Here is a 19,692-nt window from a genome sequence, read left to right on the forward strand (position 1 = left end):
TTGACGGATATAACAAACAGCGGGTTTATCCCCAAAAAAAGGACAGTTTGCGCTCTTGGACTTTTTGACGGAGTCCACAGAGGACATCAGCTCATAATAACAACGGCTGTGAAAAAGGCTCAGAGCCTTGACGGACATTCGGCAGTTTTCTGTTTCAAGACCGACACAGTGACCTCAAAAGGTCATGACGGCAGGATAGAAATGCTTATGAGCGACGAGGAAAAGCATAAAAAAATGGCAGAGCTTGGGGTCGAAGTGCTTTTCTCACCTGATTTTGCAGAGTTCAAAGGAATGTCACCGGAGGATTTTGTGAAAAAGGTGCTGAAAGAAAGGCTCAATTGCAGCGGTGCAGTGTGCGGAAACGATTTTACATTCGGCAAAGGCGCACAGGGCAAGGCTGTTGACCTTAAAAGGCTCGGTGAAAAATATGATATAGATGTGGAAATAGTAAGTCCACTGCTCATGGGCGGCGAGGTCATAAGTTCCACTGAGATAAGACGATGCGTCCGTGAGGGCGAGATAGCCAAAGCAAATGAAATGCTGGGTTATCATTTTGGATTCTGCCTTGAAGTGGAACACGGCTTTCAGCGTGGCAGAACGTGGGATTTCCCCACGATAAATCAGCAGATACCAAAGGGCAGGGTAATGCCGAAATTCGGCGTTTATTGCTCCGCTGTTGAAATAGACGAAAATAAGTATGCAGGCGTGACAAATATAGGCGTAAAGCCTACCGTCCATGTTGAAACAGCTCCCCTTGCAGAAACCTTCATCATGGATTATCATGGGGATCTTTACGGCAGAAAGCTAAAACTTGAACTGCATGAATTTCTCCGCCCCGAAAAAATGTTTGACAGCTTCGACAGCCTCCGTGAGGAGATAGCAAAAAACAAAGAGCAGGCGGTCAGATATTTTGAGGAAAATAAAATATGACAAGTGAAGATTTGCCAAGACGAAAGAAAATACGTCTTGAGGGTTATGATTATTCTGCGAACGGCTTGTATTTTGTGACGATATGTGTTACTGAAAAATACCAAGTCCTGTGGGAGAATGTAGGGGCGAACAGTGTTCGCCCGCTGACTGCAAATGAAATTCTGCACCCAAAACTTTCTGTTACAGGAAAACTTGTAAAGAGAAAACTCACAGAGATATCTGAGCACTATCCCGACGTTTTTGTAGAGATGTCTTGTATCATGCCTGACCATGTGCATATTATAATCAAAATTGAAAAACAGCCGAAAAACGGGCGAACACTGTTCGCCCCTACAAGTGAAACACCGACACTTTCAAGGGTCATAAAACATTTCAAAGAGGCTGTCACGAAAGAACTAGGTTATTCCATATGGCAAAAATCTTTTTATGATACGATAATCAAAAACAGAAAGCAACACGCAGAAATAAGGCAGTATATTGCAAATAATCCTGCGAAATATGTAAAAATTGCATTTGATGAGCAAGATATGAAATAAGACTCTAATTTTGAAAGGAAGATATAAATGAACAAGGTAAGAACAAGATTTGCACCTTCACCAACAGGTTATATGCACATAGGTAACCTGAGAACAGCACTCTTTACCTATCTTATTGCAAAGCAGAACGGAGGAGATTTTATTCTTCGTATCGAGGATACAGACCAGGAGCGTTATGTTGATGGTGCTGTTGAGGTCATCTATAAAACACTTAAAGACGTTGGTCTTAATTGGGACGAAGGCCCTGATATCGGCGGACCTGTAGGCCCTTATATCCAGTCACAGAGAATGGGTATGTTCAAAAAGTATGCCGAGGAACTCGTTGAAAAGGGTGAAGCTTATTATTGCTTCTGCGACAAGGAAAGACTTGAGGAAGTAAGAGCCATTCAGGAAGCAAGCGGTATCGCTCCAATGTATGACAGACATTGCCGTAATCTCTCACCTGAAGAGATAAAGGAAAAGCTTGACGCAGGCGTTCCTTATGTTATCAGACAGAAAATACCTACAGAGGGCGAAGTTACTTTCCATGACGAGCTTTACGGCGATATCACTGTTGACTGCTCTACTCTCGACGACCAGATACTTATAAAGACAGACGGTATGCCTACCTATAACTTTGCAAACGTCGTTGACGACCACCTTATGGGTATCACCCACGTTGTTAGAGGTAACGAGTACCTTGCTTCTGCACCTAAGTATAACCTGCTCTATAAGGCTTTCGGCTGGGAGATACCAACCTATATCCATGTTGAGCATATCATGAAAGATAAACAGCATAAGCTCTCAAAGAGAGACGGCGACGCTTCCTATGAGGATCTTATGAAAAAGGGCTATCTTAAAGAAGCCGTTATAAACTATATCGCTCTGCTTGGCTGGGCGCCAAAGGGCGAGAACGAGATATTCTCACTTGAAGAGCTTGTTAAGGAATTCGATATCCACGGACTTTCTAAGTCCCCTGCTATCTTTGACCCTGCTAAGCTTAAAGCTATCAACGGCAAGTATATAAAGGCTATGACCCCTGAGAAGTTTGCTGAGTATGCTATCCCTTATATCAAGCAGTCCGTTCATAGAGAGGACGTTGACCTTAACGAGATCGCAAAGCTCTTGCAGGCAAGAACAGAGCTTTTCACAGAGATACCTGAAATGGTAGACTTTATCGACGCTCTCCCTGAGTATGATATAGCTCTCTATACACATAAGAAGATGAAAACGAACCCTGAAAATTCTCTGGAATCTCTCAAAGAAGTTCTCCCTGTACTCGAGGGCGTTGAGGATTGGACAGAGGAAAATATCCATGACGCACTCTTTGACCTTATCGGCAAGCTTGGCGTAAAGAACGGTATCGTTCTGTGGCCTCTGAGAGTTGCAGTTTCAGGTAAGGCGTTCACTCCGGGAGGCGGTGTTGAGATATCATATCTCATCGGCAAGGAGGATACTCTTGCAAGAATAAGAAAGGGCATTGAGAAGCTGTCATAATAAAAAACTACGAAAATGTTGAATATGTGTAGGGGCGAAATTATTTCCAAACAAGTGGGATGTCGGATCTCTGCAAAGCAGAAATTGCACCGCTCCCCTACAAATTACATAGATACATCGCTTTTAAACAGATAAATAATTCAACAGCGGAGCATTTTGAGTATTTGCTACTTTAAATTTACTTAAAATGCTCTGTATTTCGTACAGCTATCACTCCCCTGTCACATAAGTATTATAAAATTGTAAAGACTTATGAATGCTTTTCCTAAGAGGAGGAAATAAAATGATAGAGGTTATAAACCTTACCAAGAGATACGGCGACAAAAAGGCTGTCGATAATATCTCTTTTAAAGCTGAGGACGGCGAAGTTCTCGGCTTCCTCGGTCCTAACGGAGCGGGAAAATCCACCACCATGAATATCCTTACAGGCTACATATCCTGTACAGACGGCAAAGCCCTTATAGACGGCGTAGATATCCTTGAAGACCCTATCAAGGCTAAAAAGCAGATAGGCTATCTCCCTGAGCTTCCGCCCCTTTATATGGATATGACCGTAAAAGAATATCTCTATTTTGTCTATGACCTTAAAAAGTGTAAGCTTCCAAAGGTTTCGCATCTTAAAGATATATGCGGACTTGTAAAGATAGACCATGTTTATAACAGAATAATCAAGAACCTGTCAAAAGGTTATAGACAGAGAGTAGGTCTTGCTCAGGCTCTTATCGGCAACCCAAAGGTTCTTATCTTGGACGAGCCTACAGTAGGTCTTGACCCTAAGCAGATAATCGAGATAAGAACTCTTATAAGAAAGCTCGGCAAAAATCATACCGTTATCCTTTCTTCCCATATCCTCTCTGAGGTGCAGGCTGTCTGCGATAAGATAATAGTTATCAACGAGGGCAAGGTCGTCGCAAACGATACAGAGGAACACCTCTCACAGAAGCTCTCAGGCGAGCATAAGCTCACTGCAAAGATACAGGGCGATAAGGATAAGATCGTCAGAGCAATGCAGGGCATAAAGGGCGTTGAAAAAGTCATCTGCGACGCAAGCCATAAAGACGGCGTGAACGATATAAGAATAGAGGCAAAAGAAGGCGTGGATATCAGACGTGACGTCTTTGAAACAGTTGTTAAAAACGGCTGGTATATGCTTGAACTTAAGACCTCCGAGCTTTCACTTGAAGATATATTCCTCAAGCTCACAATGGGCGAGGCTTTGCCTGCCCTTGAAAATACTTCCGATAAGGAGGGAAATGACTAATGGGCGCAATATTCAGACGAGAGGTAAGAAGCTATTTTACCTCACCTATCGGTTATATTTTCCTTGCGGCATTCTATGCCTATTCAGGCGTAATGTTTGCAAACTACAGCCTTGAAAGCGGCTATACAAGACTTGATTCCGTTTTCAGTGCGCTTCTTATAATCATAATAGTGCTTATACCTGTCCTCACCATGAGGACCATATCCGAGGAAAAGCGAACAAAAACAGACCAGTGTCTGCTCACCGCCCCTGTGGGTCTTGGCAGCATAGTTGTAGGTAAATTCCTTGCCGCTTTTCTTATCTATATCATAGCTATCGCTATCACAGGCGTTTTCGCAGTTATCGTATCCGCTTTCGGTACGCCTGACTGGAACGTCGTTGTGGGCAATATCGTCGCTCTGGCACTTGTTGGCGGTGCTTATATCGCTATCGGTATCTTCTGCTCATCTTTCACAGAAAACCAGATAGTTGCCGCAGTAATAAGCTTTATCGCACTTATCTTCGTGTCGTTCCTGTCAACTATAGGCAATCTTCTGCCTTTTGAATGGCTCACAACAGTGTGCGAAAAGGTGTCATTCGGCGAGAGATATTATTCATTCACCTATGGACTTTTTGATTTTTCTAACGTTGTGTTCTTTCTGAGTGCAATAGTGGCATTTCTTTTCCTCACGGTGAGAGTGCTTGAAAAACGCCGCTGGGGCTAAAGGAGGGCTGTTTAAATGGAAGAGAATAATAACGAAAAGATCTCTGTATCAGGAGCAGACCTGCTTAAAGATGTTGTGGCAGACGAAAAGGCAGCAAAGACCGCTCCAAAGGATACAGAAAAGGATAAAAAAGATAAAGACAAAAAGAAAGATAAAAAAGAGAAAAAGACAAAGGACGGCAAAAAGTTCAATGCCAAAAAGCTCAAGCATGGAACAATGGCAACAGTGTTCACCTGCGTTTTTGTCGCTCTGCTTGTCCTGGTGAATGTTGTCACAACAATGCTTTTTGACAGATATCCTATCACTATCGACCTGACAAGCAATAAGATATATTCAGTTTCAAACGATACAGAGGATTATGTAAAGAAAGTGAACGTAGACGTTCAGGTAACTATCTTCGCAGACGAGAATACTTATACAAATTACAGTTCTTATAATAAGCAGGCTGTTGAGCTTTTGAAAAACTATTGTAAGCTCAATCACCATATCACATATCGTTTCGTTGACATCGACTCACACCCTGAGATCGTTAAGGAGTATACCGATACTATCAGCCAGTTCGATATGATATTTGAAACAAAAACAAAGGTTGACGGCAAAGAGATAAGCCGAACAAGAAAGCTCGGTATGCTCGACCTTCTTACATTCACAGACGAGTTCGAGCAGAAGCTGTCACAATCAGGCTACAGCATAGATACCCTTGCCCAGCAGGCAGGCGGCGACCTTTCATTCCTGTCCTATTACGGCAGCTATGTTGAGTCCTCGAACGCAGAGCAGGCTTTCACTTCTGCACTTATGACAGTAACAGACCCTAACCCTGTCTATGTTTCTATCCTCACAGGCAGAAGCGAGCTTACACAGCTCACATATTTCCAGACGCTTCTTACAGCTAACGGCTATAACGTGAACACAGTGGATATAACCTCCGAGGATATCCCTGCCGATACAGACGTTGTGGTTATCCCTGCTCCTAAGACTGACTATCTGGAGGAGGATATCAAAAAGGTCAGCGACTTCCTCAATAATGACGGAAATCTTGGCAAACAGCTCCTCTATATCGCTTCTTATGGTCAGGAGGACACCCCGAATCTTGATGAGTTCCTGTCAGAGTATGGACTTTCTGTCGGCAAGGGAGTTATCTGCGAAAGCGACTCAGGCAAGTATTATAACTCACCTTGCGTGACAGTTTCGTCAGATGTTTCCGATAACTTCACTCAGGACGTTTCTACAGAGAACCCGGCTATCCTTTCAGCACTCTGCCGTCCTGTAAACACACTCTTTGACGAGCAGGATATGGTGTCCACAGACGCCTACCTCAAGTCCTCAGATTCTGCCTATACCGCAAATGTTGATATATCACAGACCACAGGTCAGGTGAATATAGGCGATGCTTTGGTAAAGGGTCAGCAGAATTATATGGCTGTCGGCTCAAAGGCAAAATTTACAGACGATAACAAAACTCTCTATAGCAATGTTATCGCAGTAGGTTCAGAGGGTATGCTGTCTGATACCTACTTGCAGTATTCACAGTATCAGAACAGCGAGTATTTCATAAGCGTTATAAACGGCCTTACCGGAAAGACCGCAGGTATCACTATCACACCAAAAACTATCACAGGCAATGTTTTCGATATCACTCAGCAGCAGAAAACAGTTCTTAAATGGACATTCTGCCTTGGCGTACCTGTTGTAGTTCTTATAGTGGGTATCGTTATCTGGGCAAGAAGAAAGAATAAGTAAAACACAGAGGTAATCACAAATGAATGGTAAATTGCAGGGTATCATTATCTGCGGAGTCACAGCCGCTTGTCTGGTGGGAGTAATGGCGTTTCTCAATTCCACCTCAGGCAAATCAGACGCAGACTCCAGCTCATCGTCAACAGCGGCAGTTTCAAGTCAGGACGAGAGCGTTGTTATCCTTACAAAGTCAAGCGACGATATAACAAGCGTAAAGGTTTCAAACGAACATGGCGAGTATTCCGTTAATAAGTCCGAGTCAGGTAAATCCACATGGAGCATACCTGAGCTTGGCACTCTCAATGCAAATGCCACCGCAGAGGCTTCCATGATATCGAATCTTGACGGCTTCAAGGCGAAAAAGCTCGTTGAAGAAAACGTTGAGGATATGTCAAAATACGGTCTTGATAAGCCCACAGCAGATCTCACAGTTGAATACAGCGACGGCACTGCCACTACCCTTCATGTAGGCTCTGTTTCACCAAGCAACGAAAGATACAGATATGTGAGCCTTGACGATGAAAAGACCGTCTATATGGTAATGGGAACAAAGCTTTCATACTATACAGATCCAGTGACCGCATATGCGAACCTTACTTTGCTCACAAAGCCGGCTGACGACGATTGGCCTGACTATGGCAAGGAAACAGTTACAAGAAAAGATCTGGACTATGAAATGGCGTTTGAAAATAACCCTAACGAGATAGAGGGACTTTCAGGTCAGGTAATGACAGAGCCTATCTTCTCATACCTGAACATCACAAATTCTTCAGCAACTACCCATGGTATGTGGGGACTTACAGCACAGAGCTGTGAGGTCATCGCACCTGATGAAACTGCAATGAAGGAGCATGGACTTTCCGACCCGTTCGCAACAGTAAGACTCTCGGGAGACGGCTATGACTATACTCTTAAAATAGGCGACCCTGTCTATGCTACCGCAGGTGACAGCAGTGAAACAACAGATACAGTGTCTGCATATTATTGCTACTTTGAGGGCGTAAAGGGCGTTGACGCTATATACCTCGTTTCAGCCGATAACCTTCCATGGGCAACGATCAAAGCAGAGGACGTTATCACAAGCCTTATGACTTCAAACTACCTTGTTGACCTTAAGAACGTTGAGGTAGTCTATAATGGTAAAAAGACCGTTTATGAGGTGGAAAGCTCAGGCACAAGTGCTGATACAGATTCTGACGGCAAAACTACCGCACAGGTAACAAAGGTCACAACAGACGGCAAGGAGCTTGACGTTGACAACTTTAAGACCTTCTATCAGTATCTTATGGGTTGCCCGACAAATGAGATATACTTCACAGACCCTGAGGGCGAAAGCTATCTGACTGTAACATTCGACCGCAAGGACGGCAAAAAGGACGTTATGGAGATTTATAAGGATTCTTCAAGACGTTCTGTAGTCAAGCTAAATGGTGAAACCTCATTCAGAATACAGTCAACTTGGGTAGATACGTTCGTTGCAAATATGGACAGACTTCTTAAAGGCGAGGCTGTGGACGATAACTATTAAAACGCATATCCCATGCTAAGCATATGATCTGACGGGCGAACAGCGTTCGCCCCTACGGATATGTTTCGACAGCTTTCGCAAAGAATATGTGATACAATATGTATCCCACATAAAGCAAGGCTGAAAACCTGCGCAAAAAAGTTGTCAAAAGCTCTTTTAATTATGTGAAAAGTATGGTATAATAAAATAGTAAACAAAAAGAGAAATATATTATGAGAAAGGCGGAGAGATAAATGGCAGAAGAAAAGAAAGCTTTTTTCACCTATAAGGGCGTTCCTCTGGTGAGAAAAGGTAATAATATCTATTTTGGAAATATGTATGACGAGTTTGTAGTCATGATAGAAATACTTTCTACAGAAAAGGTCGGCGGTATCGACGTTGCAAATAAGGTAAGAATAAGAAAAGTTGCAACAGACAGCACACTGCCTCCGAATAAGCAGATAGTTAAGGTGGCAGAGAAATCAAGCCTTTATGAAGCACTTGATTTTGCCTGCGCATGGCTCAAGGTATCATAATACATCAAAAAATAACCGGCGTGTATCACGAAGATACACGCTGGTTTTGTATGTGTTGTATGCTATTCAACATTAGGTCTTGTTATAAGGGACATTATTTCATCTATCATTTCCTTTGGCAAATTGTAATCCTGAAATTCGCCTGTATCATCTTTTATGCTAAAATTGCATATTTTACTTTCAGAGTGCATACCGCCTGAGGTGTCCCACGAATACTGTGAAACATCGATAACACAAATGCTCTCATACGCATCACTTGATTCATCCTTTTCGAGAGAGATTCCATAAGAGTCTGCGCCACCGTATTCTAAGCCGTCAATGTAAGGATAATCCTTGCATACCGATTTAGCATTCTCTATCCATGCAGTTATCTTGTGGATAGTGTCCTTGTCTGTTATCTCATATGGCTCTTCTCCATACCAGTGATGAATATAATATGCCGAAATTTCAGCATTTTCATCAACCTTTGATGATGAAGTTGTGGTAGTTGTCATTGTTGTAGAAGCTGTTGTCACAACTGTACTGCTGTCATTGACCTTGCTTTTGTTATCATTGTCTGTTGTCTGTGAGCATGAGCAAAGAAGCAGTGAGAGCGCTAAAACCAAATAAACTGTCTTTTTCATGTTTTGTCACCTACCCTTAAATGTAAACACAGTCGTCCTGATATGTGTAATGAATCCGTATATCATTTTTTCCATACCCATCGTTAACAATAAAATATTTATCAACTAATTTATTATTATTATCGAAGCATTGAACAATGCCATATGTTAGTACCCAATGATTTTTATCATTTTTTCCGCCATAATTAGGATGCTTTATAATAAGTAATATGGTTGGAGAATTTGACGTGAGTATCCTGTAAAAACAAAATCCCCATGAATCACCGCCATAGTAAGCATCAGGCGATGAAGTAAAACTACATATTTTATCCTTTTTTGCGTTACTAAGTCCATTTATTATTCCATTTCGGCTTGTTTCTCTCGGAATATAATTGTTAAGGGTGTTGAAAAGACTTCTGGGATTATTAGAATAAGAATCGCTCAAACAATTGTTGTCTTTGTAGTCATCAATATAGCATAAGTTGATAACAGCTGCTAACGCCCCACATTGATTAGATGTGTTGTAGTTCAGTTTTCTAGGTGTTCCAGATACTTTTGAAACCGTTGTGTGCAATCCTGAATTAGCCCTGGAAGCACTTGAACTTATAAAATTAGTTGATGAAAGTTTTATGCTCTCATTAGTAAAACTCTCAGTAACTTCGTTGAATTGCTCGTCTGTTAAAATCTCACCTGTTCGCAAATTTTTGTAATCAGTGCTTGTTTTAGTCAAGTATTCAAGTGGACCAGCATAATATAAATCGCCTTGTAAGTCGCTATATGGAGATGATGATGTAGGACTATACTCTATTGTATTTCCTGACAAATCATATATCACATATCCCGACTCCATTTCAGCGCAGAAAGCAATGGTTCCTTCATCTGCTCCATGTAAGTTGTGAATTTTAACCACTTGTCCCATGTTTTCAGCGCTGGTTAAATCTGAAACAGAAGTTGGTAATGTAAGAACCTCCTGGTTATCAAGAGCAAACGTTGCGATTGAACTTTGTGAGAAAATCACAACACAAGCAGAAACCATAGCTAAAACTCTTCCTTTAATGTTCATAATGGTAAACCTCCTATAATTTATTATATACACAATATACCATATTTAAGCACTGCCGTCAATATCCAATATATACAAATAAATATCAGTTATTAGTGCGTTTTGGACAATGACAAAAAGCATGACGATTTTCAATCGTTTAAGTTTCAAAAGTCTACAATCCCGAAAAAGTTTTTTGAAAATACGCCCATTTTTTTGGCTTTACCCCCTTGTAAAGCTATCGGAAGTATGCTAAAATAATATAAGCGTTATGAATAATGACGGGATCTATGAGGGAAACGTTTACGCCATTTTGGTGAAACGTTTACAACTTTAAAATATTGAAAAGGAGCGTATAAAAAATATGCAGTATGGTTATTTTGACCTTGAACACAAGGAATACGTCATCACAAGACCTGACACACCTGCACCTTGGGCTAACTATCTCGGCTCACCTGAGTACGGTGCTATCGTATCCAACAACGGCGGCGGATACAGCTTTGTAAAGAGCGGTGCTAACGGAAGAATAATCCGTTACCGTTTCAATTCAAATATCGGTCTTCCTGGCAGATATATCTACATCAGAGATAACGACGCCAAGGATTATTGGTCATGCACATGGCAGCCTGTAGGCAAGCCTCTCGATCAGTATAAGACAGAGTGCCACCATGGTACAGCTTATACAACTATCAAGTCTGACTATGCAGATATCCACTCTGAGCTTACATATTATGTTCCTCTGAACAAAACATATGAAGTATGGAGAACTAAGATCACAAATAACTCTGACAGATACAGAAACCTTTCAACATTCGGCTTTGTAGAGTTCACAAACGAGAACAACTATGAGCAGGATCAGGTAAACCTCCAGTATACTCTGTTCATCACAAGAACAAGCTTTGAGGGCAATAAGATCGTTCAGCACATCAATGAGAACAGCGGTAAGGACGAGAACGGCTCTAACTGGAGAGAAAGATTTTTCGGCGTAGTTGGCGCTCCTGTTTCCGCTTATAACGGTAATCTGGACAGCTTTATCGGCTCTTACAGAACATACGGCAACCCTGTTGCAGTTGAAAGAGGCTTCTGCGATAACAAGCTCAACTATAACTCAAACGCTTGTGGCGCTCTTCAGTCTGACATTATCCTTGCTCCTGGCGAAACAAAGGAGATAATCTATGTCGTTGGTCAGAAGAATCCAAAGGTAGCAGACGAGATACTCGCTGCATATAACGAGCCTGGCAAGGTAGACGCTGAGGTAAAGGAGCTTATCGCTTACTGGCATGGTCAGCTCAATAACTTCCAGATCGAAACTCCTTCTGACGAGTTCAATAACATGGTAAACGTATGGAACGCTTATCAGTGCTTCATCACATTTATCTGGTCAAGAGCTGCGTCATTCATCTATTGCGGTCTGAGAAACGGCTATGGCTATAGAGATACAGTTCAGGATATCCAGGGTATTATCCATATCAATCCTGAGCTTGCTGCTGAGAAGATCAGATTTATGATCTCTGCACAGGTAGATAACGGCGGCGGACTTCCACTTGTTAAGTTCGACCACAAGGCAGGCCATGAAACTTGCCCGGACGAGAACGATGAGAACTCTATCTACGCTAAGGAAACAGGTCACCCATGCTATAGAGCAGACGACGCTCTCTGGCTCTTCCCAACAGTTAATAAGTATATCGGCGAGAGCGGAAACAAGGCGTTCCTCGATGAGGTTATCGTATACGCAAACGGCGGCGAGGATACAGTTTACGAGCATCTTAAGAGAGCTATCAACTTCTCAATGGAAAGACTTGGCGCTCATACAATGCCGGCAGGTCTTTATGCTGACTGGAACGACTGCCTCAGACTTGGCAAGAAGGGTGAGTCAACATTCGTTGCATTCCAGCTCTACTATGCAATGAGCATCATCAAGGGCTATGCTCTTGACAGAGGCGATAATGAGTACGCTGCTTATATCGACAAGGTACAGCCTGAACTCGGCAAGAGCCTTGAAGCTTGCTGGGACGAGGATAGATTTATCAGAGGCTACAGAGAGAACGGCGAGATCGTTGGCGCTAAGAAGGATCCAGAGGCTTCAATGTGGCTCAACCCACAGTCATGGTCAGTTATCTCAGGCTTCGCATCTGATAAGCAGGCTGAAACTGCTATGGAAAAGGTACACGAGATACTCAATACTCCATTTGGCGTAAAGATCATGGAGCCACCTTATGTAGATCATTACTTTGACGGTGCTCTCATGCACATCTTTAACCCTGATACAAAGGAGAACGGTGGTATCTTCTCACAGACACAGGGCTGGGCTATCCTTGCAGAGTCACTTCTCGGTCACGGTGACAGAGCATTCGAGTACTTCCTCGAGTCCTCACCTGCTAACATGAACGATAAGGCAGAAGTAAGAATACTTGAGCCATACGTTCACGGTCAGTTTACAGAGTCAACACGTTCACCATATGCAGGACGTTCACACGTTCATTGGCTGACAGGTACAGGCTCAACAGTAATGGTAGGCTGCGTAGAGGGTATCTGCGGTATGAGACCAAACGCAGAGGGACTTGTAATAAGCCCATCTATCCCACACACATGGGACGGCTTCAAGATCGAAAAGAACTTCCGTGGCAAGCACCTTTCTATCGACATTCAGAACCCAGACCACGTTCAGAGCGGCGTAAAGTCTATGACAGTCAACGGCGAAGCAGTTGAAGGCAACTTCGTATGCGAGTGCAAGATGACAGAGCAGACAAACATCGTTGTTGTTCTTGGATAATTGCTTTAATGCTTAAAACAATATAAAACTATCGGCAGCAGACGCTATCATGTGCCTGCTGCCGATTTTTTTGACGATTTTTAATAATATTTAGATTTATTTAGTAAATTGTACAAAACATAAACAAGTAATATGTTAAAATTGTCAATTGTAGTAATTATCCAATTCGAGTATAATTATTACAGGAGGCGATATTATGAAAAAAATTATATCAACAGTATTAGCTTTTGCTATCATGGGAACAATGTCAACTGATGTGTTAGCTTACTCAAATGAAAGCTACTATTCTGTGCCTAGTATGATTCAATACACCATTGAGAATGATAACATGGGCGATATTGTGAACAGACACCAGCTACTTAATCAGGAAAATGAACAAGTGGCAACTTGTTTAGACTGTGAGAATGGATATATCATCTATGATGTAAATGATTGCATTATAGAGTATAGTCCAACAGCAGAGTCACCATATGCAAATTATGACGATATTGTCTATTATGGCGGTCCGTTAGAATATGTGACAGAAGAAAATGGTGAGTTCTTTGATATCACTACTGGTAATAATGTCAGTGATTTTGATTTTGAGCCAATAGAATCGTCCGAATATTCTATTCAGACATTCAGTTCAACCTCAAATATTAGAGATGTTTCATGGACAGTAAAGGGAAAAACGAGACTTTTAAATTACAATGGAGGCGATTTAAACGCTTGTGGTTCTTTAGCTACGACTATTCTGTTATTCTATTATTATGATTATGTGTCTCATGATTATTTGAAATCTGCATATGCTAACGATCCCCAAAAAGCCTTTGAAACTTTAAGAAAAATAATTGAACCCCAAAAAATTGGAACTAATTATGAAGAATTAACTTCTGGCATAGAAAAAGCGTATAAACAAGTTACGTCATTAACATCGCTTGAAACAGTTACACGACGTTCGGGTGATTATTGGGGAATGACATATTACAATGTGAATGCGTTAAATACTCCAGTAATTGCGGGTCTGGCAAATCACCCTATTTATAAAGGCCATTGGGTTGTAGCATATGGGACAAAACTACGATATAATGGTAATAAGATTATCTATAAATGGTATATAGTAAATGATGGCTGGGGTAATGATAATGTAGTGATTAACAGCAACTATTGTGATGGCATAGTATATCTTACAAAATGTAAATAAACTGTTATGGAGGCGATATTATGAACAAAACGAAATATAAAATATTATTTATTTTCACTTTGTCAGGAATAGCTGTAATGACAGCCTGCGGAAATACCACAGAAAGCAGTGCCGCCCCAACGCCTGCAAACAGCTCTGTTGTGCTCGGTGAAAGCACTGAACAAAGTGAAGCTTCGGTGGACAATGATAGTATCACAGAACTTGATTTCAGCAATATAAATGGCTTTGGCGTGTCTGCCGAGTATGGCGACCCATATGCAAAGGGGAAAAACTGGGATATAACAGATGAAACGGCTATAACAGAATTTCGCCAGCTCCTCAACGAAAGTTTAAGCTATGCGGTCGATGAAAATACAGCAAAAAATGGAATGCTTTCAAAGGGTACTGCTCAGTGGAAAGTATCAGACGGTAAAGAATATAGCATAATTGTCAGACAAACGATGGCAGATGCGTATAACGTAAAGATAAATAAGTGTTACTACAACGTGCCTGAAGATCTGATAAATAAGCTTTCGGATATTATCACAGAACAAAAAGAAAACTAATATGCAAAAAAACTCCCGACAGTCGGAAAACCTGTCGGGAGAAGTCTTATTAAGGGGATCAATAAGTTATCGCTGTGTTTGTTTCTTTCAGCATATTTATTATATCATATCTATTTTCGTTTTTGTTAAGCTGGCTGCTTAGTTTTCACTAAATATTTTGTGTCCTATTTAATTCATATAACATAAATGAAAACAAAAATCGGCGGATACGAACTCTCGTATCCGCCAAAATATTATTATAGATCCTTATGAAATAAGCCAGTTAAGTATCTGGAAGTTAGGCTTTGCGTCATCAACGACAGTTACCTCAACAGTGTGAGTAGCCACCTCGTCAGATGAGTATATCTGCTGTGCCTTAGCGTAGTTGCCCCAGCCGCTTGTGAAGTCAGCGTTGATAGTCGCAACGTCCTCGCCATCGACCTTTACAGCAGCCACGCCGGACTTGCCGTCAACTGTCATGTAGTATATCATACCAATGTTCTTTGCAGTTATCTCAAACTTGATAGTGCCGCCTGTTGTTGTTCCCCAACCGTCTGTGAACTTCTGGAACGTTGTAACATCTGTGAATGTTCCCTCGTCAGTTGTCTTTACAATGTCCTCTGTCTGACGGCTTCCGATAGTAGCGTCAGCGAATACATCGCCCGTCGGTGCAACAGTGCTTGTGTCAAATGCCTTTGCTTCCTTGTCAATGCTGTCAATATTGTCCTTTATGTTGCCAACGAATTTTGTGAGCAGTGAAGCCATTATAACGTGTCCGTCATCATTAGGGTGAACGTTGTCAGGTGAAATGTCAGCCCATGTGAAGTTGCCAGCCTCTATCTCAGGCATAACAGCGTCATGATAAGATATCATAGGAATGTTGTAAGCCTGTGCTACCTTGAGATGTGCAGCCTGTGGAGATGTACCCCCCTCAGTTGAAGGCTCAAGTATCATAACTGCAGGATTGTTGTCCTGCTCAAGACACATTCTTACAAGGCTGTCCATGCAGGACTCATAAAATTCATCATCAGCGTCATTGATAAACTCGATAACGATAATGTCAGGCTTAGCCTCCAAAGCGTCACGCTGTGCCCTGTGAACACCTATGTATGAGTCAGTTGCACCGATACCGGCATTAGTAACATCAACATAGAAGCTTATGTTTTCCTCCCACCAGCTCTTGAACTGGTTTACATACTGATTAGTTGAGGAGTTAGCACCCGAACCTGCCGTGATAGAGTCGCCGATGAAACAGATCTTTGTTGTCTCCTTAGGATTTTGCAGAGCGTAGTCGAGCTTAGCCGCAAGACGGGAAGTGTCGCCCTCGTTGATAACGCTTCTGGCGATCATGTTCTCAGTAGCACCGTTTTTAACATCTATCTTTTCCGTAGATGCAGGATATTCAGCAAGAAGCTTGTCTGAAACACTTTCGGTATCAGCCGCACTTGAATCGGAAGCCTGAGAGTTTGCCGCAGCGGAGTTTGAGTCAGCAGCAGAAGAGCTGTTTGAATCACCGCAGCTTGTGAGAGCAGCGCTTGTCATGCAAAGAGCAAGAGCCGCCGCAAGGAATTTCTTCATAGTAATAAGGTCCTTTCATATCTTGATTTTGCCAAATGGCTGTATATATTAACAAATATATTATACAACAAAAAGCAAATTAATGCAATAGGTATAAAACGATTACATTTGAATAAATCAGGGGCGAGGCTAAGTGAGGAGCGGAGTTAAATGAGGAGTGAGGAATGAGGAATGAGGAATTGGCATAGCTGACCAAAGTTGTGCACAAGCACAAGGTAAAAGTCAGTACCGAGCGAAGCGATTTTGCGGCGGCAGGAACTTGCCCGAATGAGATGTAGGGGCGAACATTGTTCGCCTGTGCTTGGAGTTTGCTGTAAATTCAGGATTGTAGGGGACGACGCCCTCGGCGTCCCACTCGGAGGAATACTGCTGTATTTTTTGTATCTTTGATGTTGAATTATTCGGGGAGTGACATTATTGTGAAATTCTCCAATAATTTAACGGGCGAGAAATATCGGGACGTCGTATTTCTGCAAAGCAGAAATTGCGCCGCTCCCCTACATGGTTTGTGCTAACACCCACAGAAACCATTTGACAATCCCCTCCCCCAATGCTATAATAAATTCAGGAGGTGACATAACATGGAAATGTTTGATCTGAGAGCCGACTATAAAACACTGCCTGACGAAACTCTTCGCAGGCATTTCCGCAGGCTTATAAAAAGGCAGCGGCGATTTGCAGCTTTTACCTTTGCGTTGCTTATTCCTGCGGTTATAATATACGGAATGATGGGATGGGCGAATTTTTTTGCGGCGGAAAGTGCGATGTTCGCATTTTTTGATGCAAGCTCAAATGCTTTTTTTAACTATGCGGCGTTTGCCGCAAGCGGAGCTTTGCTCATGGCGGATACAACTAAATTGATAGTCGCCTCCCCTGCCGTGATGATATTATATATGGGTCTGAAATTCGCCCTTTTCGACAGCGTGTCAGGCGATACTTTCGTTATGCTCGCCTACCTTATAGTAGCCGCTGTCATCACCGCAAAAACTGTGTCTGACCTTAATTTCATGCGTAAACTCCCCAACTTTCCCTTCGACGGCAGAAAAGAGCGTATAGACTTCGAGGGGCTTTCCCGTGATAAAATGACCGAAAACCTGCAAAAATTGCTGGATAACCAAAAGGACGATAAGGTCATAACTAACGATTATGAGGATATCTTTACAAGCGATAAACCACAGGATATCGCCAGCCCTCCCGAAAATACCGACGAGTATCTCCAACAGCATAAAATGTCTTATCAGCGTGTAAGGTCATGGAACGATGTGAGCAGACTGGATTAACAGCCTGCTCCTTTTCTTTAATTATTTAATCAAGTGTGCGAAACTATGTCTTAATTTCTTAAAAATCGTCCGATTTTCTCTTGATTTATTCATTAAATCATGTTATAATAACACTGTGTTTGAATTTATAGGAAAGGAGCTGTGCTGTATGATCGGTAACATCAAAATAATTGCGGTCTGTATGTGTAAAGTCTATGATGAGCGTAATTATAGAATCATACGGGCTCTTAATAATTTTGCTGTTGAAAACGATTACAGGCTGTTTGTATATCACACCTGCTCAGACCTTTATTGGAAGACTCTGTCTGAAAAAGGCGAGCAGTCTGTGTTTGACCTTATTGATTATAATATAACAGATGCCGTCGTGACCTTTGAAGAAGGTGTGTATGCTGAGAATGTAATGACAAAAATCAGAATGGACGCCGCCAAATATGGTAAGCCTGTCATATCAGTTGGCGTAGAGCATGACGATTGTATAAGCATCAAATTCGGCTATGCAAAAGGCTTTGAACAAGTGGTTCGCCATGTGATAGAACAGCATGGTGTAAGAGATATAGGCTTTATCGCAGGCAGAAAAGACGAAGAAAATTCAGAAGAGCGTATAGCAGTTTTCAGAAAGCTACTCGAGGAGTATGATATCCCATTCAGAAATGATGTCTTTTATTACGGTGACTATTGGTCTGTTCCTGCTTTGAAAGCAGTGGACGATATGATAGAAAAAAATAAAGTCCCAAGAGCGATCATCTGTGCAAATGATATGATGGCTATAGCCGCAGGGGCTGAGTTTCAAAGAAGGGGCTATAAGATCCCGGAGGATATTATCATAACAGGCTTTGACGGCTCAGAAGAAGCTAATTTTTGCACTCCTATGCTTACAACAAGCGGCTGTAGCTATGATGATACCGCTAAAACCATCATTGATGTTATAAGTAAAGCTTTGGCTGGTGAAAAGCCCGAAAAGATATATACAGTAGACTATGATCTGTCCGTTGAAAATTCCTGCGGATGTAAACCATCAGTCGAGCAGATAAATACAGGGGAGTATATCAGAATACTCAGAGACAGAATGAACCGCTATCAGGACGAGGAGCGTGTCCTCTATGAGCTTGCAGTGAATATCATGAATTGCGAAACTCCTAAGACTCTTGCTACACTGCTGAAAGAGTATGCTTTTGGCGATATGGCTGTTGTGGTGAATGGTGATTTCTTTGACGAACGTAAAGACCCTCGTGTAAGCAATAGAGAACCGCTTTTTAGCGATAAAATGATACTTTTGCGGAGCCGTGCCGTGGAAGATAGAGATATCCCACAGCCTTTTGACCGCACCAACATCATTCCCGATATAGAGAATATAATGGACTATAAAGTCCCCCTCATATTCTCCGCACTTGCCTATATCGGCATACCACTTGGCTATGCCTGCTTCTATTTTCCTGTCATGCTCAACGAGTATTTTAAAATACCACTCTATGTAAATTCCCTAAATACCGCCTTGGGCAGCTTCCGAAGCGTCACCTATCAGAAGTATATGACAAAGCATATCGAAGAAATGTACCGTCACGATATGCTAACAGGGCTTTATAACCGTACTGGCTTTTATAATGCCCTTGAAACTCTCCCACGAAGAAACGACCAGCTTGCATTGGTGGTCTCAGTGGACGTTGACGGACTTAAATACATAAACGATAATTTCGGCCACGAGGCAGGCGACTATGCCATAAGAGCCGCCGCAAATGCTATCGACAGCGTGAGCATTGAGAATAAGGTCTGCGGAAGATTTGGCGGAGATGAGCTTGCCCTTTTTGCTATAGTTGATACAGACCTTGCCGAGCAGGTCAAGGAAGAGATAAAGGATAAAATGGCAGAGCTGAACAGACGAAGCGGAAAATCCTATGTCCTCTCAGTAAGCGTGGGCGCAGCCATTGCTCCGGTAGAAAATTTCTGGTTTGACGATGTAATGCACATCGCAGATAAATATATGTATGAGGATAAAAGACTTAAACCTCATAACAGAATATGACCT

16 protein-coding genes are annotated in these 19,692 nt (G+C 42.1%); 13 read left to right on the forward strand and 3 right to left on the reverse strand.

The window, feature by feature from the left end:
* The 8 genes from ribF (at position 1) to AB5Z01_RS03905 (ending at position 8,687) form a co-directional block, all read left to right on the forward strand.
* Positions 1–930: a riboflavin biosynthesis protein RibF gene (gene ribF, locus AB5Z01_RS03870; protein WP_256321653.1), complete on the forward strand. Its 930-nt coding sequence runs from the start codon at positions 1–3 to the stop codon at positions 928–930.
* A complete protein-coding gene (locus tag AB5Z01_RS03875) occupies positions 927–1,466 on the forward strand; it encodes a transposase (protein WP_046439159.1) in 540 nt (179 codons plus the stop codon). Before ribF ends, AB5Z01_RS03875 begins: the two co-directional genes overlap by 4 nt.
* A 27-nt stretch (positions 1,467–1,493) precedes the next feature.
* Complete coding sequence (gltX, locus tag AB5Z01_RS03880; protein ID WP_022287263.1) at positions 1,494–2,942, forward strand: glutamate--tRNA ligase; 1,449 nt, start codon at positions 1,494–1,496, stop codon at positions 2,940–2,942.
* Between the two features lie 283 nt (positions 2,943–3,225).
* A complete protein-coding gene (locus tag AB5Z01_RS03885) occupies positions 3,226–4,203 on the forward strand; it encodes an ABC transporter ATP-binding protein (RefSeq protein ID WP_022287264.1) in 978 nt (325 codons plus the stop codon).
* Entirely contained in the window at positions 4,203–4,907 is a 705-nt protein-coding gene (locus AB5Z01_RS03890) for an ABC transporter permease subunit (protein WP_038670220.1), read from the forward strand. Before AB5Z01_RS03885 ends, AB5Z01_RS03890 begins: the two co-directional genes overlap by 1 nt.
* A gap of 15 nt (positions 4,908–4,922) precedes the next feature.
* Complete coding sequence (locus AB5Z01_RS03895; RefSeq protein WP_287214780.1) at positions 4,923–6,647, forward strand: GldG family protein; 1,725 nt, start codon at positions 4,923–4,925, stop codon at positions 6,645–6,647.
* Between the two features lie 19 nt (positions 6,648–6,666).
* Entirely contained in the window at positions 6,667–8,172 is a 1,506-nt protein-coding gene (locus AB5Z01_RS03900; RefSeq protein WP_287214778.1) for a DUF4340 domain-containing protein, read from the forward strand.
* 233 nt (positions 8,173–8,405) lie between these two features.
* Positions 8,406–8,687, forward strand: coding sequence for a hypothetical protein (locus AB5Z01_RS03905; protein WP_038670225.1), 282 nt, complete (start codon positions 8,406–8,408; stop codon positions 8,685–8,687).
* 62 nt (positions 8,688–8,749) lie between these two features.
* On the opposite strand, the gene AB5Z01_RS03910 is transcribed toward AB5Z01_RS03905, so the two are convergent.
* Positions 8,750–9,310 carry a hypothetical protein gene (locus tag AB5Z01_RS03910; RefSeq protein WP_278634829.1) on the reverse strand — a complete coding sequence of 187 codons (561 nt, stop codon included), beginning with the start codon at positions 9,308–9,310 and terminating at the stop codon, positions 8,750–8,752.
* Between the two features lie 16 nt (positions 9,311–9,326).
* Complete coding sequence (locus tag AB5Z01_RS03915) at positions 9,327–10,352, reverse strand: hypothetical protein (RefSeq protein WP_117896600.1); 1,026 nt, start codon at positions 10,350–10,352, stop codon at positions 9,327–9,329.
* A 343-nt stretch (positions 10,353–10,695) separates the two neighbouring features.
* Between AB5Z01_RS03915 and AB5Z01_RS03920 the strand changes: the two genes are divergently transcribed.
* The 3 genes from AB5Z01_RS03920 (at position 10,696) to AB5Z01_RS03930 (ending at position 14,832) form a co-directional block, all read left to right on the forward strand.
* Positions 10,696–13,104, forward strand: coding sequence for a glycosyl hydrolase family 65 protein (locus tag AB5Z01_RS03920; RefSeq protein WP_038670230.1), 2,409 nt, complete (start codon positions 10,696–10,698; stop codon positions 13,102–13,104).
* Positions 13,105–13,300: 196 nt separating this feature from the next.
* Complete coding sequence (locus tag AB5Z01_RS03925) at positions 13,301–14,287, forward strand: hypothetical protein (RefSeq protein WP_117863600.1); 987 nt, start codon at positions 13,301–13,303, stop codon at positions 14,285–14,287.
* Positions 14,288–14,307: 20 nt separating this feature from the next.
* Positions 14,308–14,832 (forward strand): hypothetical protein, encoded by a 525-nt coding sequence (locus AB5Z01_RS03930; protein ID WP_368365337.1) that lies wholly within the window; start codon positions 14,308–14,310, stop codon positions 14,830–14,832.
* 246 nt (positions 14,833–15,078) lie between these two features.
* Here AB5Z01_RS03930 and AB5Z01_RS03935 read toward each other — a convergent pair whose 3' ends face one another.
* The gene (locus tag AB5Z01_RS03935; RefSeq protein WP_287214772.1) at positions 15,079–16,389 is read right to left on the reverse strand and encodes an SGNH/GDSL hydrolase family protein; all 1,311 of its coding nucleotides are present in this window, start codon (positions 16,387–16,389) and stop codon (positions 15,079–15,081) included.
* Positions 16,390–16,970: 581 nt separating this feature from the next.
* On the opposite strand from AB5Z01_RS03935, the gene AB5Z01_RS03940 reads away from it, so the two are divergent.
* Positions 16,971–17,669: a hypothetical protein gene (locus tag AB5Z01_RS03940; RefSeq protein WP_287214771.1), complete on the forward strand. Its 699-nt coding sequence runs from the start codon at positions 16,971–16,973 to the stop codon at positions 17,667–17,669.
* A gap of 148 nt (positions 17,670–17,817) precedes the next feature.
* Complete coding sequence (locus AB5Z01_RS03945; protein WP_287214769.1) at positions 17,818–19,689, forward strand: GGDEF domain-containing protein; 1,872 nt, start codon at positions 17,818–17,820, stop codon at positions 19,687–19,689.
* Positions 19,690–19,692: the final 3 nt, after the last annotated feature.

Source organism: Ruminococcus sp. RTP21359st1_H3_RTP21359_211015, from assembly GCF_040909065.1.
Lineage (GTDB): Bacteria > Bacillota > Clostridia > Oscillospirales > Ruminococcaceae > Hominimerdicola > Hominimerdicola aceti.

Coding starts and splice junctions, on each gene's coding strand:
- AB5Z01_RS03920 (WP_038670230.1), top strand. CDS start 10,696: ATGCAGTATGGTTATTTTGACCTTGAACACAAGGAATACGTCATCACA.
- AB5Z01_RS03900 (WP_287214778.1), top strand. CDS start 6,667: ATGAATGGTAAATTGCAGGGTATCATTATCTGCGGAGTCACAGCCGCT.
- AB5Z01_RS03875 (WP_046439159.1), top strand. CDS start 927: ATGACAAGTGAAGATTTGCCAAGACGAAAGAAAATACGTCTTGAGGGT.
- AB5Z01_RS03890 (WP_038670220.1), top strand. CDS start 4,203: ATGGGCGCAATATTCAGACGAGAGGTAAGAAGCTATTTTACCTCACCT.
- AB5Z01_RS03910 (WP_278634829.1), bottom strand. CDS start 9,310: ATGAAAAAGACAGTTTATTTGGTTTTAGCGCTCTCACTGCTTCTTTGC.
- AB5Z01_RS03895 (WP_287214780.1), top strand. CDS start 4,923: ATGGAAGAGAATAATAACGAAAAGATCTCTGTATCAGGAGCAGACCTG.
- AB5Z01_RS03930 (WP_368365337.1), top strand. CDS start 14,308: ATGAACAAAACGAAATATAAAATATTATTTATTTTCACTTTGTCAGGA.
- AB5Z01_RS03925 (WP_117863600.1), top strand. CDS start 13,301: ATGAAAAAAATTATATCAACAGTATTAGCTTTTGCTATCATGGGAACA.
- AB5Z01_RS03935 (WP_287214772.1), bottom strand. CDS start 16,389: ATGAAGAAATTCCTTGCGGCGGCTCTTGCTCTTTGCATGACAAGCGCT.
- AB5Z01_RS03940 (WP_287214771.1), top strand. CDS start 16,971: ATGGAAATGTTTGATCTGAGAGCCGACTATAAAACACTGCCTGACGAA.
- gltX (WP_022287263.1), top strand. CDS start 1,494: ATGAACAAGGTAAGAACAAGATTTGCACCTTCACCAACAGGTTATATG.
- AB5Z01_RS03945 (WP_287214769.1), top strand. CDS start 17,818: ATGATCGGTAACATCAAAATAATTGCGGTCTGTATGTGTAAAGTCTAT.
- AB5Z01_RS03885 (WP_022287264.1), top strand. CDS start 3,226: ATGATAGAGGTTATAAACCTTACCAAGAGATACGGCGACAAAAAGGCT.
- AB5Z01_RS03915 (WP_117896600.1), bottom strand. CDS start 10,352: ATGAACATTAAAGGAAGAGTTTTAGCTATGGTTTCTGCTTGTGTTGTG.
- AB5Z01_RS03905 (WP_038670225.1), top strand. CDS start 8,406: ATGGCAGAAGAAAAGAAAGCTTTTTTCACCTATAAGGGCGTTCCTCTG.